Origin of the sequence: Haliscomenobacter sp., from assembly GCF_033763495.1 — a bacterium.
In the GTDB taxonomy this organism is placed as follows: Bacteria; Bacteroidota; Bacteroidia; order Chitinophagales; family Saprospiraceae; genus Haliscomenobacter.
Genome location: NZ_JANRKL010000062.1, coordinates 1 through 14399, shown reverse-complemented (window position 1 = coordinate 14399; position 14399 = coordinate 1). Strand labels below are relative to the sequence as shown.

Sequence of the window (14399 nt, the reverse complement as noted above, 5' to 3'; positions counted from 1 at the left end):
CGTTACTAGCGGCAGTCTCAACTTCTCAACTCCTCAACCCCTAAACTCTTAATTGCCAACCAATTGCCTCTCTCTAAAGATTGTACCAGAGAAAAACCATGTTGGCGTGCTTCCGCTTCGACCAATTCCCGATCTGTCTTAAGAATCCCGGAAATGAGCAAAATACCGCCTTGTTTGAGTTTTTGATGTAACGTTGGAAAAGCCTCCAAAATTACACCTCGGTTGATATTGGCTAAAATAATATCGTAACCGTTTCCATCTACAACGCTCAGATCGCCCAAAAGTGCATGTATAGCTCCCGACACTCCGTTAATTTTCGCGTTTTCCAGGGTATTTTCATAGGATGGTGGCTCAATGTCCACGGCATCGATTAATCGTGCACCCAATTTGGCGGCCAAAATGGCTAAAATCCCGGTGCCACAGCCAAAATCAAATACGTATTTATCCTGAAAATCAAGATCAGCCATCAACTGCATTACCATATGGGTCGTTTCGTGGTGCCCGGTACCGAAAGCCATTTTGGGGTTGATGATGATCTCGTGTTCGACCCCCTGCATTGGTTCATGGAAGTCGGCTCGAACGCCACAAAAATTGCCTACAGTAATGGGTTGAAAGTTGGACTCCCAGATGCTGTTCCAGTTTTGATAGGGTATTTCCTCTACTGAAAAATCAAGGCCGAGGGGAGCTACAATCTCCTGCACTTCGCTGCTGAATGCATCCACATCCGCAGGTAAAGGCACAAAGGCTTGTAGGGCCTCGCTGCCTTCTTCAAAAGTGTCAAAAGGAAGTTCACCCAACAGGGCTACCAAAATTTCTTGCAGCTCTGCTGAGGCAGGAAAGGTGTATTGTAAATAATTCATTGGAACTATTGAAAGAGGATTAGGCTTCTTGCTGGCGGAATTTTACCGTTGAAGGAGCAACCCCAAAGGTATGGTCTTTGATCAATTCTGGTGCTTCCATTTGTAAACCAATTTTAATGATTGCCAAATGATGCACTGCATGATCGTGTAAAAAGGTGATTTCGCGGCCTATAGAGGATGGATATTCGGGACGGGCTGCGTTGTTTTGCGTGGAAAAATCTCCACGCACCCTCACTGGTGTGTACTCTTCGAGCGTCAACAAGGATTCTAGTTCTTGTACAAACGCACTCATGGCAAACAATGGATCCTGCTCAATACGCACATCACGGTCGCGTTGGGCGTAGTCGACGGTATGTTGGGATGCGCCACGAGCCAAACAACGAAAAAAATCGTAAATGTGCCGAAAGTGCTGGCCAATCGAAGATCCGTTGTAAATGGCCAGAGGAGCTTTGTAGAGCTGATCCTCAATGCTAGTCAGGATCCCATTGATTTGATTGACGATGTTGATAATGCCTTCTTTTCCGTTCATTTTTGTGCTTTTTCCCACGGATATACCCGCGGCTTCCCCACGAATAAATTCGTGGGCTGATGTTTTGGGTGGCCTCCCACGGATAAATCCTTGGGTTGGCTTAGTTCCGGGAGGAATGAAAAGTGGTTTTGTCACACCCACACTTTCACACCTCACACTCACATCTTTTCTTCTTAGTATACCTCGTTCCGGGCAGACTTCAGCGTATTGATCAACAAGGCGACTACCGTCAATTGACCTACGCCGCCAGGTACCGGGGTAATCCAAGCGGCCTTGGGCGCAACTGCTGCATAATCTACATCTCCTACGAGTTTGTAGCCCGATTTGGATGTTGGATCTTCCACCCGGTTGATGCCTACATCAATGATGACGGCGCCCTCTTTAACCATATCTCCCTTCACAAATTCGGGTGCCCCGATGGCCGCGATCAAAATATCAGCCTTGCGGGTATGCGCAGCCAAATCAACCGTACGGCTGTGGCAAACCGTTACAGTAGCGTCGCCGGGATAACCTTTGCGCGACAATAAGATGCTGATCGGGGTTCCTACAATGTTACTGCGTCCTACCACCACCACTTCTTTGCCCGAAGTTGGAATGTCGTAACGCTTTAATATTTCCAGGATTCCCATGGGCGTTGCTGGCAAATAACAGGGAAGTCCTTGTGCCATTCTTCCGAAGTTGACTGGATGAAAACCATCCACATCCTTGCGTGGCTCTATGGCTAAAGTCACCTTGTGCTCATCAATGTGTTTTGGTAGAGGCAATTGTACGATGAATCCATCAACTGAATTGTCGCCGTTGAGCTGTTCTACAATTTCAAGCAATTCTTTTTCTGAAGTGTCCGCCGGGCGATGAATCAAAGTGGATAAAAAACCTACTTCTTCACAGGAGCGAACTTTATTGCGCACATAGGCCTGGCTGGCTGGATTGTCACCGATCAAAACAGCGACCAAATGGGGAATTTTGCCGCCTTGGGTTTTGATCTGTTCTACTTCTTTGCGGAGTTCCGCTTTGATGGTTTGGGCCAATTGTTTCCCGTCAAGAATTGCCATTGTTGATGATTGGTTTAAAAAGTCAAAAGTACAAGTCTTTGTTGGAAGGAGTTCCTTTAGTGCAAGAAAAAAATCGTAGCAGAGAAAAAATCACTTTCATCACCACTGCCTTATCTTGGGGGCTAAATCGCTTCAATCATGCAATCCAGAAGAAAATTCATCCAACAAGCCGGTTTGTTGAGCACTGGGGTTCTGTTGAATCAAGCTCCCGCCTTGGCTTGGAATACCCCTAGTTTTGAGAGCAAAAGGCCTGTCCTGGCTGAGCGAAAATTCAGCAGCAAAGCCGTCGAAGCGACCATTGATCGCTTAAAAAAACAAATCGCTGATCCTGAGCTGGCCTGGTTGTTTGAAAACTGTTTTCCCAATACCCTTGATACCACCATTGAATTCGAAATCATCGATGGCAAACCAGACACCTACGTCATCACTGGCGACATCGATGCCATGTGGTTGCGCGATAGCACTGCTCAGGTCTGGCCTTATTTGCCCTTAATCAAGGAAGACAAGGCGCTACAAGAGCTGATCGCTGGCGTCATCAATCGGCAAAAAAAATGCATCATCCTCGATCCTTACGCCAACGCTTTTTACAAAGATGTGAACAAGGAAAGTGAATGGAAAAAGGACTATACCACGATGAAGCCTGGCATCCACGAGCGCAAATGGGAGATCGATTCCTTATGCTATCCTATTCGCCTGGCTTATCACTACCACAAAACGACCGGAGACACCAGTGTTTTTGACGCCGATTGGGTTCGGACCATCGAAATGACCCTGCAAACTTTCAAAGAGCAGCAACGCAAAGAGGGCAATGGCCCCTATACCTTCCAACGCAACACCTACTGGGCTACCGATGGGGTCCCACTTTCTGGTTATGGTTATCCGGTGAAACCAGTAGGCTTAATTTGTTCGGTCTTCCGCCCTAGCGATGACGCGACCATTTATCCATTCCTTATTCCAGCGAATTTCTTTGCAGTAGTGTCTTTACGTCAGGCTGCCGAGTTGTTGAATAAAGTGCTCAACAATGCCGCACTTGCTTTGAAATGTACCGCCCTGGCCATGGAAGTTGAAAAAGCGCTGCAACAACATGCCATCATCAACCACCAAACGTATGGGCGGCTGTATGCATACGAGGTCAATGGTTTTGGCAGCTTCAACCTGATGGACGATGCCAACGTTCCCAGCCTTTTGTCCCTACCCTATCTGGGTGCGGTCAAAAACAGCGATGTCGTGTACCAAAACACCCGTAAGTACTTGTTGTCGACTAACAATCCTTTCTTTTTCAAAGGAAAAGCAGCCGAGGGCATTGGCGGGCCACATGCCGGGATGAACATGATTTGGCCTTTGAGCATCACCATGCGCGGCCTGACTTCCAACAATGAAGCGGAGGTAAGGCAATGTTTGCACAACTTAAAACTTACCCACGGGGGTACAGGCTTCATGCACGAGGCCTTTCACAAGGATGATGCGAGTAATTTTACGCGGAAGTGGTTTGCTTGGGCGAATACGCTTTTTGGGGAATTGGTAATGCATACCAGTGCGAAGTATCCAGCGATATTGGCGAATAAAACAATTTAAATACCGAAAATTTTGGTTATTTCCTATAATTGGCTAAAATTTTGATTTTTCACCCCACTATTGGACGTGTATTATATTGCTCGTCCAGTAGTGCGTTTTATTTTGTATTAAAAAAATAATCTTCAAAAGGTTTGGCCCATTTAATATTTAAAATATATTCAGCATCATCTCTAGCATCATTAAGGGATGCATTCAAATGTTCTATCACTTCCTTATCCATGTAAGCTTCTTCTGTATTTATATTTAGTTGTTGATCCTTTAAAACATCATATCTGGTATCAATTAGTGATTTTTTAATGTTTTCAAAAACTTCATCAAAAAAAGATTTCATCTGTATATTCAAGCGGTTTAAGTAATACCCATGAAATAGCCACATTCCTGACTGGATCAATAGGTGGCCCTCTGCTGACTGCATTAACTCTCTTAGTTGCCCCATAAACCCAGCATATTTAATAAATCCTCTGATCCCCATACTTATATTTGACTCAGGACTGTTATTGAGAATTTCTCTAGTCTTTTCAACCGATAAGAGTGTCGCTTTTAATTGATTAAGGCCATTTTCACCATACAGTACAAAGTCCAGCATTCCTAGAAACCTTTCAATATCTTCATCGTTTTTTATGGCTCTATTTAGAGATGCAAACTGATTGAATAGTAGTTGAATTTTAGGAGAATCTTGTGGTTCAAACCATTTTTTATTTGCAACATAGCACGATGTGCACGAAATTATCAAATCTGGATAATTTACTTCGTAGTAAGTTTTTACAGACTTATGGTTTAAAATCGTCACAATTTCATTTCTCAGTTCCGGCGTAAAATCATTAGGTATATAGCCTGTTAAAGCAGCAATTAACAACAGATTGTAAAATTCAATCAAAGTGTCAATTTCAAATCGTTTAATTAATTCTTCTTTATAAACAGATATAGGATCATGGTATCTTAACAAATAGTCGAGTTTATCGATTTCCTGGTTAGCAATCAATGGAATGAGGTGATTAAATCCTTTTGACGCCTTACCTCTGTTTCTGAATTCTGCTACAAGAGATTGCAGGTTTTTGTATTGATAGTCCATAATAGGCTTTTTACAATAGCTTTTTAAGTAATTCAACTGGCATATAGAAATTTTCTTTAGGCTTACAAACTGACATATGAGTTTGCCCGTCGATGACCTTGGGAGGCAAATCTTTAAGGTAAGGGATGTTTCTTACAACTTTATCCCCTTTTGCAAATACAACAAGTTTCGCCTTAGTTGGTTCTCCTTCAGGAATTTCTTGTAGTTGTTCTGTTCGATCTTTGATACTTTTCCAAATTCCATCATCTTCTGAATCTAAATCCCTTAAAATAGGGTACCTATATTTGATAAACAATCCTAATAAAGACCACAAACCAGGTAACGCTTCCATCATAAGTGGTAATATTTGAGCCCCATTATGAGCAGGGGCGAATAAAATCAAAGACGACTTTTTTAGCCAATTACTACCGCCATCAAATGCTAATATTTGAGCCTGTCTGGCCAAAATCGCACCAAGGGAATGAGCCACTAATACTATTTTTTTGTATGCCCTTTCTGGTAGGTTTTGTTGACTTGGCAAGATTCCATTTCCAAGTGGTTTTTCCATCAAATTAAGAAAGTCATAAAGTTCGGATGCATGATCTCCAGCCTGACCACCAAAAGTATCATAACCATAGAAGATCAAATCGCTTTTACTAAAATCCTTATCGGGCAAAATAAATTGCGGGAAATTGTTCCAAGTAATAATTGATTTTCCTGCAAACCCGTGTATAAAAATTATGACTGTTTCAGGCGTTTTAAAACTAAAAAAGCCTTGAGTATTTAGACCCTGTTTTATTTCTATTGTGGTTGTATGATAGTTCATGTCTAAGTTCTAAAATGTTAGAGGTACTTAACAAACGTGAATAAAATTACACTATATAACTTAATTACAAAATCTTAATTGTTTTTTTTCACCAGCCCCATTTCCCCAGCCTTTTCCAACATCAAGCCATAAGCTGCGTCAAACTCATTAGGGATAAGCCCATCGAGAATAGCTTCCCGTACATAGTTTTTGATCTCACCTACTTCGCGAGAAGGGCCAATTCCAAAGGTTTCCATGATGATTTCCCCGGTAATTGGTGGTTGCCAATTGCGAAGTTGATCCCGTTCTTCTACAACTTGTAGGCGCTGACGCACCAGTTCGTAGTTTTCCAGGTAACGTTTGACTTTATCCGGATTCTTGGAGGTGATGTCCGCTTCACAAAGCAGCATCAGGTCTTCCAAGTCCTCATCCGCATCCACCAGCAAGCGGCGCATGGCCGAGTCGGTGATTTCTTCCTTGGTCAAACTGATTGGGCGCAAATGCAGGCGAACCAGTTTTTGCACATACTTCATCTTGTGGTCCATGGGCAGTCGGAAACGGCGGAAAATATTCGGGACCATATTGGCACCCAATATTTCATGCCCATGAAAAGTCCAACCCTGTTCAGGGTGAAACCGTTTGGTCGGTGGTTTTGCGATATCGTGAAGGATGGCAGACCAACGCAACCAAAGGTTTTCGGTCTTTTTACTCAAGTTGTCCAGAACCTGAAGGGTATGGTAAAAATTATCCTTGTGGCCCCGGCCATTGCGAATTTCCACTCCGTGTAAGGCCGTCATTTCCGGAAAGATGATGTGCAACAATCCCGAATCGAACAAGAGTTTGAATCCCACCGAGGGTTTGGGGGCCTGGATGATTTTGTTCAACTCAATCGCAATTCGCTCCGCAGAAATGATCTTGATGCGTTCTTTGTAAACAGAAATCGCTTTGAAAGTAGCAGGTTCGATGGCGAAATCAAGCTGAGTAGCAAAACGAATGGCCCGCATCATCCGCAGTGGGTCGTCGGAGAAGGTTTTGCCCGGGTCCAGAGGGGTACGAATGATTTTTCGCTCCAAATCTCCTAGTCCATCAAAAGGGTCGATGATGTTCCCAAAATCCGGTTCATTCAAACTGACCGCCAAAGCATTGATGGTGAAATCACGGCGGTTTTGATCATCTTCCAATGACCCATTTTCAACGGCGGGTTTGCGCGAATCGTGGCGATAGGATTCTTTCCGCGCTCCAACGAACTCCACTTCCAGATCGCGATGTTTGATCATGGCGGTACCAAAACGTTGGAAAATCGCGATGCGGGGCACCGGATGCAATTCGCCAGCCACCCTTTCAGCGAGTTCGATGCCACTGCCAACACAGACGATGTCGATGTCCTTGGATGCCCGTGCCAACAAGCGATCGCGTACATATCCGCCTACCACGTAGGCAGGCACCTGCATCTTTGCGGCTGCATGGCTAACGATCTCCAGGATCTTGCGTTCGTTATCTTGAATCTTAAAGACCACTACGTTTCAGGTTAAAATACCGATTCAGCCTCGACAGTGCTGTACTGATCTTCCAAACGGTCGAGTATTTCAAATAGGATTGCAGGTGTTTCTTCGGTCACCAATTGGCCCCGAAACTCCTTGATGCCGGGGAATCCACGGAAGTAGTTGGTGTAATGCCGACGCATTTCTACCACCCCTAATTTAACACCTTTCCAATCAATGGAATGTTGCAGGTGCTGGCGTACCGCATCTACCCGCTCGTGAATATTCGGTGGAGGTAAAAGTTCACCCGTAGCAAAGTAGTGCTTGATCTCCCGGAAAATCCAGGGGTAGCCAATGGTAGCCCGTCCAATCATGATGCCATCCACCCCATAACGCTCGCGGTATTCTTTGGCTTTTTGGGGGGTATCGATGTCTCCATTGCCAAAAATGGGGATGTGGATGCGTGGGTTGTTTTTCACCTTGGCGATCCAGCTCCAGTCCGATTCTCCCTTGTACATCTGTACCCGGGTACGTGCATGGATGGATAAGGCTTTGATGCCAATGTCTTGAAGTCGTTCGGCGACATCTTCAATAAAAATGGTATTGGAATCCCAGCCCAGGCGGGTTTTTACGGTTACTGGCAGGTTGGTCGATTTAACCACGGCCTCGGTCAATTCTACCATCTTTTTGACATCCCGCAGGATGCCTGCTCCAGCCATTTTACAAACCACTTTTTGGACCGGACAGCCATAATTGATGTCCAGTACTTCTGGTTTGGCCGCTTCAACAATTTCGGCAGCCCGCATCATGGAGTCGAGCTCGGCACCAAATATTTGTACCCCAATCGGGCGCTCCTCGTCGTAGATGTCCAGTTTTTGCAAACTTTTGGTAGCATCCCGAATCAACCCTTCTACCGAAATAAACTCGGTATACATCATATCTGCACCTTGCTTTTTGCACAATGCCCGGAAAGGTGGGTCACTCACATCTTCCATCGGTGCCAAAAGCAGGGGAAATTCTCCCAATTCAACTTGCGCAATCTTTACCATATCCCTTTTGTGCATTAGTAGAGGGCAAAATGAGTACTGATTTCCTTTCACCTCTTTCGCAGCCTTACTACAGTGCCGCAAAAATAGATTGATTTAACCAATCGGGCTTCAAAAAAATTCCAATTTGTGGAATTAAATCGGCTTTTTACTTAAAATCCTGTTAATTGTAGTGAGGATAAACACCTGGGGCTTTACTTTTGTGTTTTCTTATTCAAAACGGGGTAAAACCCTAATTATTCACAAGTAGTCAGAAAATGTACAAATCCTTTGCTAGTCCTGTTTTGATCGGTATGCTGTGTCTGTTGTTAGGCTGTTCGCCCTATCGCCAACGTGATTTGATTGGAGAATGGCAGGCCGTGGTTATTTCACAAGAAGGCGATTCCCTGCTGATAGACCCCAAGGTAGTTCAATTTACCTTCAACAAAAACGAAGGCTATACGTTCAAAAGCACCCTCAACTATCAGGAATCTGGTACTTATTATATCCTCAATAAACGGCTGTTCACCATAGATACCCTCAACCGGGCTTCCACAGAAAAATCGGTAGAAATTCTGCTGCTGACCCCCGATTCGCTGCACCTCAAAATGAGCGATGCAGGCAAAGGGCGGATGATGAAATTGGTTAAACAAAAATAATCAGCTCCTTGGCCCAGCTTTGGATCAGCACCTTACCATTTTTTTCTTTTTACCGATGGCCCCCTTTTCCTGGATTTTGTAAATGTACTCTCCGGCATCCGGTACTTTACAAGAGGTACCTCCCATGTCTACAAAAACCGTACCCAGGGACTCTGATAGTTCAATGCAGGGTTCGGTCATTTCCGGAAATTGTGAGCCAACCATGATGATAAATCCATTCATGGTATATCGGACCCGGTTTTGCGCCTGGTGGATGTTTTTTTGCACCCTATCCAATAATTGTTGGTACAAACTCAGGTCTAATTCATTGTTGGGTCGCAATTGAGCCCAATAAGCCAGGGTGGCCCAACCCGCTGAAGCCACGGTTTCTTCGGGAGACTCGATCCACTCCAGGCCCAGTTCCAGACCATGGGGTGATTCTGCTGCAACCCAAGCTACCGTAAAATCGTGGATCATGTACCAATAAGCTCCCTTTACCCAATGCCGCAGATCGTCTTTGCTGATTTTTTTTTCGTCAACAATCAAACCAGCCAAGTACATGGCATCGGAGTTTCCGGTATCATAAAGGTCTAGCGCTAGCTGGTACTCTTTTTTGAGCTTTAGCTCTTTGATGATGGTTTTCATGTCGCCCACTTTTACACCAAAAAATGGCTCACGAGCGCCATGCTTCATCAAGGTGTTTTTGGTACTTGGGCTGTTGTAGCTTTGCAGCGATTGCATGACTTCGTTGAGGGTAGGCATAACATTTGGTATTTGAAGCAAGGTAAGTTTTTTTAGCCATATTCCAATAAAAAATTTATCACAAAAAAAATCAACACTTTTAATGGTTTTAATTCTTGTGCGCTTTTCCGCTTACTGTTTTACTTTTGAGCCAAGATTCAGGATATGAAAACTGCCGTACTCATCATCGACGACGAAGTCAAACTTCGCAGTTTGCTTGCCCGCCTTTTGCAATTGGAAGATTACGAAGTAAGCGAGGCGGGTGATTGTCAGTCCGGGCTCAAAAAGCTGGCTCAGCAAGACTTCCCGGTGGTACTTTGCGACGTCAAACTGCCCGACGGCAATGGGGTTGAACTTACTGCCGAAATCAAACAAAAATACCCGCTCACTGAAGTAATCCTGCTCACGGCCTACGGCAACATTCCCGATGGAGTAAAAGCCATCAAAAATGGTGCTTTTGACTATCTGGTAAAGGGCGATGACAACAACCGCATCATCACTTTATTGGCTCAAGCTACGGAAAAAGCCTTGCGCCAGAGGTCTGGCTCCCGCATGAGTGTTCAAGGTAAAATTCCTACTGATTTTCAAAATATCATCGGTCGATCTCCTGCCATCCAAAAAGCCATTGAATTGGCTGAAAAGGTAGCACCTACCAATGCGAGTATCCTACTGACGGGAGAGACTGGCACCGGAAAAGATGTTTTTGCGCAGGCCATCCACCAGGCCAGTATGCGCAAGGATAAGGCCTTTGTTGCGCTCAACTGCGCGGCTCTTTCCAGAGAAATCATTGAAAGTGAATTATTTGGCCACAAGGCTGGCGCCTTTACCGGAGCCATTAAAGACAAAAAAGGTTTACTGGAAGAGGCACATGAGGGTACGCTATTTTTGGATGAAATTGGAGAAATGCCTCTGGATTTACAGACCAAACTGCTACGAGTACTCGAAAATGGGGAATTTCTGAAAGTTGGCCAAACCAAAACCCAAAAAGTGGACGTCCGCATCATTGCCGCCACCAATCGCAATATGGAACAAGAGAGCAACAATGGGCAGTTCAGGATGGATCTGTACTACCGCCTGGCCACTTTTGCCATCCATTTGCCTTCACTCAATGAAAGGCTTGAAGATATTCCCTCACTCGTCCAGCATTTTATGGAACAATTCAGCCAAAAGCTGAATAAAAAAATCAGCAGGGCCCACCCCGAGTTTTTAAAAGCCTTGCATCAACACCAGTGGCGGGGCAATATCCGCGAGTTGCGCAATACGATTGAGCGCGCTTGTATCCTGAGTGAGACCTCGCAATTGGAAAGTGATAGCCTGCCCTGGGATTTTTTGCAACCAAGCAGCAACACCACTAGCGGCATCCTATCTTTAAGGGAGGTAGAAAAACGGCACATTTCGCGGATGCTGGAACATACCCATGGCAATAAGACCCAAACGGCGGAGTTATTGGGCATTGGCTTGACCACCTTGTATGCCAAAATCAAGGAATATCAATTGTAAAGCAGGATATCGTCCAAACTTCAAGGCAAACTTTTCTTACGATCGGAGCGTTAAGTTTTTTGAACCTACCATTAATACATTAAGGCTTAAAACACCTTTGTGGACATTTCGCTCGGAGGACATCAATTGCCCCTGGCTTTAGCCTGGGGTATAGGAATACCATGGAATCTGGGCTTTAGCCCTAGCCTGAAAACTTGGGTTTGGGCTAAAGCCCGATTAAAAAAGGAAACTGGATCCACGCGCTAAAGCACGTGGCAATTGATGTCCTCCGAGCCAAATGTTCAATCGCATGGGCTTAAACAAACGTTTTTGACGATTACTCAACAATTTCCCACACTCAAGTATAACCTGAGTAATGGGGTTACCATTGTTTAACTGCAACAAACGTATCGCAACCATGAATTCACTATGGACCAAAATTATCCTGAACACCACTCTACGCAAAAAGAAGCTGAGCAAATACAGCAATTATGTACTTGCCAAAGGTTTGAAGCAATTCCAGATCTTATTCAAACGTCGCCTCATTCAGCTGTTTTTGTTGAGTATGGGCGTTTTGTCGGCTGGATTTGGCCTGAAAGGTTTTTTGTTACCCAATCATTTTATTGATGGAGGGGCGGTAGGGATCTCCTTGTTGATCTCCGAGGTTACGGATTGGCCACTTTCGCTATTGTTGCTCCTTGTCAATTTTCCTTTTGTTCTGCTAGGGCTCCGCACCATTGGCCTTGATTTTGCGGTCAAAACAGCCATTGGCATCGTTACCTTGGCGCTTGCCGTTGAGGTCATTCCTTATCCGCAAATAACGGAAGATAAGTTGTTGGTCTCAGTTTTTGGTGGTTTTTTTCTGGGAGCTGGCATCGGGCTCTCCATGCGTGGCGGTGGCGTGATCGATGGCACCGAAGTGCTAGCGCTCAACATCAGCAAACGTTCTGGACTTTCCGTTGGGGATTTGATCTTGATTTTTAACATCATCATCTTTTCGGTTGCGGCTTATTTGCTGTCCATCGAAACGGCCTTGTATTCCATCTTGACTTACCTTGCCGCCTCTAAAACGGTTGATTTTATTGTAGAAGGCATCGAAGAATATACCGGGGTGACCATCATTTCCCCCAAATCAGAAGACATCCGCCAAATGATCATCCACGACATTGGCCGGGGGGTGACCATCTACAAGGGGGAACGTGGATTTGGTAGAACGGGGCACCGCGACAATGACATCGACATTATTTTTACAGTGATTACCCGTCTGGAATTGAGTAATCTCAAGGCCGAGGTCGAGAAGATCGACCCCAACGCGTTTATTTTGATGCACAGCATCAATGATACAAAGGGCGGGATGATTAAGAAGAGGCCGCTGCATTAGAGGGAATGACGAGTTTTTCGAATGACGAATGACGAATTGGGAGCGTTGGGATTAAAAAAGGGGGTTCAACACTAATCCTTTTGTAAAGCTGCGGTTTTGCAAAATTCTAAAAAATTCTCTCCGCTTCATTTCTTTGGAACTTCGTAAAGCTACAGCATGTTAAGTCTTGTGTTACCATAGACAATATCAAACAATGACACCAACAGAAAAAATATTATCAGAGTTATGCAAAGGCAGTTTTCTCTCTTTTTGGAGTTTTCCAAACCCATTTAGCAAAAAAGGGAAGGAGCTTTGTGACTTGCTTGTTGTTTGCGACCCTGACATTATAATCTTCTCAGTAAAGGATATTTCAATAAAAGAAAGTGGCGATCTCAATGTTGATATTGATAGGTGGCTTAAAAGAGCTATCGAAAGTTCATCTGATCAAATTTATGGTGCAGAAAGAATTATAAATTTAAAAGAAGAAATTTTTCTATGCGACCAAACCACTAAAATCAAACTACCCGAAAAAGGAATAAGGAATATTTACCGCGTGGCAGTTGCTTTTGGGAGGGGTGACAAGTTTCCCTTAAAATATGGTGATTTCGGGAAAGGCTTTATTCACGTTTTTGATGAAAAATCAATTCATATACTTCTGCGTGAACTTGATACTATAACAGACTTTACAGACTATTTAAAAGCAAAAGAAGAATTTCTTAAATCAGGGACTGGGCACATTTCATTTTCAAGTGAAGACATGCTTGCTCTTTATATTCAAAATGGTTTTTCCTTTCCTGATTCTGATGAAACATCATTGTATTTGTTTCATGACCTTTGGGAAGGGTATTCTAATTCAGATGAGTACCTAAAGGAAAAAGAAGAAAATGAACCCAGTTATCTTTGGGATAGTATCATTGAAACGCTACACAAAGACTTCGAAAATGGACAGACAATTTATTCAGAGTCAAGAGAGGAAATTGAATTATCAGTTCGTCAAATGAACAAAGAAAATAGATTTGGTAGACGACAATTAAGCAAATGTTTACAAGAAGTAATCGGACAGGATGATGGGATAAAAACTCCAAGTTCAAGAATTGTCAAGGCACAACTTGAAGGCTCTCCTGTTTATGTATTTCTCGCAAGGCCATTTGAACAAAGGGAAGACAGACTAAAGGAATTACAGCTAACATGTATGATTGGGAGACAAATGCATATGGACGCCTCGGTAATTATTGGAATAGCTACTGAGAAATATAAAAAGGATAAGGGGTTTTCACTTGACATTTGCTATTTTCATCTTCCTGAATGGACAAAAGAAATGGAGGAAAAGACCAATCAAATAAGGGAAGAGTTGGGTATATATAAAAACCCACAACGGACGAGGATATCACCCGATGGAACAAAATACTCCGATTAACAGCTATTTACCTTAAGTGACGCTGGCTTGATTACCTTGAAAATTCGTACTTCTATTTTACAAAATGTGGTCCAATTTGGCTCGAAATTAGACCACAAGCAAAGGGGCGTTGTCCCCAGGGCAAACGCATTAAAATTTGAGGGTATTTTCTCTATACTTGTCCGACAATGCACATCGGTTCATTCTACGATTAATGCTGACTTTAGGTTTGTCACCATTTGTTTTGAGTAGGTTGAGCGCCATTCGGCGGGAATGTTCAATGAAGTGTGTCAAGAATTAAAAAATATTGACGAAACCCTAGTTTTGTTCCCCGCGTAGCGACCAGCCATCAATTTGCCGGAGCGAAAGTCAAGGTTGCGGTTCAAAAAATTTGTCCGCTAGGCAAA

The 14399-nt window shown here is 43.9% G+C and carries 13 protein-coding genes; 5 read left to right on the top strand and 8 right to left on the bottom strand.

Annotated elements, in window-relative coordinates; all coding sequences use genetic code 11:
- Positions 1–17: 17 nt before the first annotated feature.
- The 3 genes from prmA to folD form a co-directional block, all read right to left on the bottom strand.
- Complete coding sequence (gene prmA, locus SFV55_RS06920) at positions 18–860, bottom strand: 50S ribosomal protein L11 methyltransferase (RefSeq protein WP_320028750.1); 843 nt, start codon at positions 858–860, stop codon at positions 18–20.
- 19 nt (positions 861–879) lie between these two features.
- The gene (locus tag SFV55_RS06915) at positions 880–1389 is read right to left on the bottom strand and encodes a hypothetical protein (RefSeq protein ID WP_320028749.1); all 510 of its coding nucleotides are present in this window, start codon (positions 1387–1389) and stop codon (positions 880–882) included.
- Positions 1390–1562: 173 nt separating this feature from the next.
- Positions 1563–2441 carry a bifunctional methylenetetrahydrofolate dehydrogenase/methenyltetrahydrofolate cyclohydrolase FolD gene (gene folD, locus SFV55_RS06910; protein WP_320028748.1) on the bottom strand — a complete coding sequence of 293 codons (879 nt, stop codon included), beginning with the start codon at positions 2439–2441 and terminating at the stop codon, positions 1563–1565.
- 138 nt (positions 2442–2579) lie between these two features.
- Here folD and SFV55_RS06905 point away from each other — a divergent pair, with 138 nt between their 5' ends.
- Positions 2580–4016: a glycoside hydrolase family 125 protein gene (locus SFV55_RS06905; protein ID WP_320028747.1), complete on the top strand. Its 1437-nt coding sequence runs from the start codon at positions 2580–2582 to the stop codon at positions 4014–4016.
- Positions 4017–4113: 97 nt separating this feature from the next.
- Here SFV55_RS06905 and SFV55_RS06900 read toward each other — a convergent pair whose 3' ends face one another.
- From SFV55_RS06900 to dusB, 4 genes are all read right to left on the bottom strand, one after another.
- Positions 4114–5088, bottom strand: a complete 975-nt coding sequence (locus tag SFV55_RS06900; protein WP_320028746.1) for a hypothetical protein — start codon at positions 5086–5088, stop codon at positions 4114–4116.
- Between the two features lie 10 nt (positions 5089–5098).
- Positions 5099–5893 carry an alpha/beta hydrolase gene (locus SFV55_RS06895; protein WP_320028745.1) on the bottom strand — a complete coding sequence of 265 codons (795 nt, stop codon included), beginning with the start codon at positions 5891–5893 and terminating at the stop codon, positions 5099–5101.
- A gap of 74 nt (positions 5894–5967) precedes the next feature.
- Positions 5968–7389, bottom strand: coding sequence for a CCA tRNA nucleotidyltransferase (locus SFV55_RS06890; RefSeq protein WP_320028744.1), 1422 nt, complete (start codon positions 7387–7389; stop codon positions 5968–5970).
- An 11-nt stretch (positions 7390–7400) separates the two neighbouring features.
- Positions 7401–8402, bottom strand: coding sequence for a tRNA dihydrouridine synthase DusB (gene dusB, locus SFV55_RS06885; protein ID WP_320028743.1), 1002 nt, complete (start codon positions 8400–8402; stop codon positions 7401–7403).
- Between the two features lie 254 nt (positions 8403–8656).
- Here dusB and SFV55_RS06880 point away from each other — a divergent pair, with 254 nt between their 5' ends.
- On the top strand, positions 8657–9037 hold the full coding sequence (locus tag SFV55_RS06880) for a lipocalin family protein (RefSeq protein ID WP_320028742.1): 381 nt from the start codon (positions 8657–8659) through the stop codon (positions 9035–9037).
- A 24-nt stretch (positions 9038–9061) separates the two neighbouring features.
- On the opposite strand, the gene SFV55_RS06875 is transcribed toward SFV55_RS06880, so the two are convergent.
- Positions 9062–9778 (bottom strand): DNA alkylation repair protein, encoded by a 717-nt coding sequence (locus SFV55_RS06875; protein ID WP_320028741.1) that lies wholly within the window; start codon positions 9776–9778, stop codon positions 9062–9064.
- A 144-nt stretch (positions 9779–9922) separates the two neighbouring features.
- Between SFV55_RS06875 and SFV55_RS06870 the strand changes: the two genes are divergently transcribed.
- The 3 genes from SFV55_RS06870 (at position 9923) to SFV55_RS06860 (ending at position 14013) form a co-directional block, all read left to right on the top strand.
- Positions 9923–11257 (top strand): sigma-54 dependent transcriptional regulator, encoded by a 1335-nt coding sequence (locus SFV55_RS06870; RefSeq protein WP_320028740.1) that lies wholly within the window; start codon positions 9923–9925, stop codon positions 11255–11257.
- Positions 11258–11654: 397 nt separating this feature from the next.
- The gene (locus SFV55_RS06865; RefSeq protein WP_320028739.1) at positions 11655–12617 is read left to right on the top strand and encodes a YitT family protein; all 963 of its coding nucleotides are present in this window, start codon (positions 11655–11657) and stop codon (positions 12615–12617) included.
- A 193-nt stretch (positions 12618–12810) separates the two neighbouring features.
- Positions 12811–14013 carry a hypothetical protein gene (locus SFV55_RS06860; protein ID WP_320028738.1) on the top strand — a complete coding sequence of 401 codons (1203 nt, stop codon included), beginning with the start codon at positions 12811–12813 and terminating at the stop codon, positions 14011–14013.
- The last annotated feature ends 386 nt before the right edge of the window (positions 14014–14399 follow it).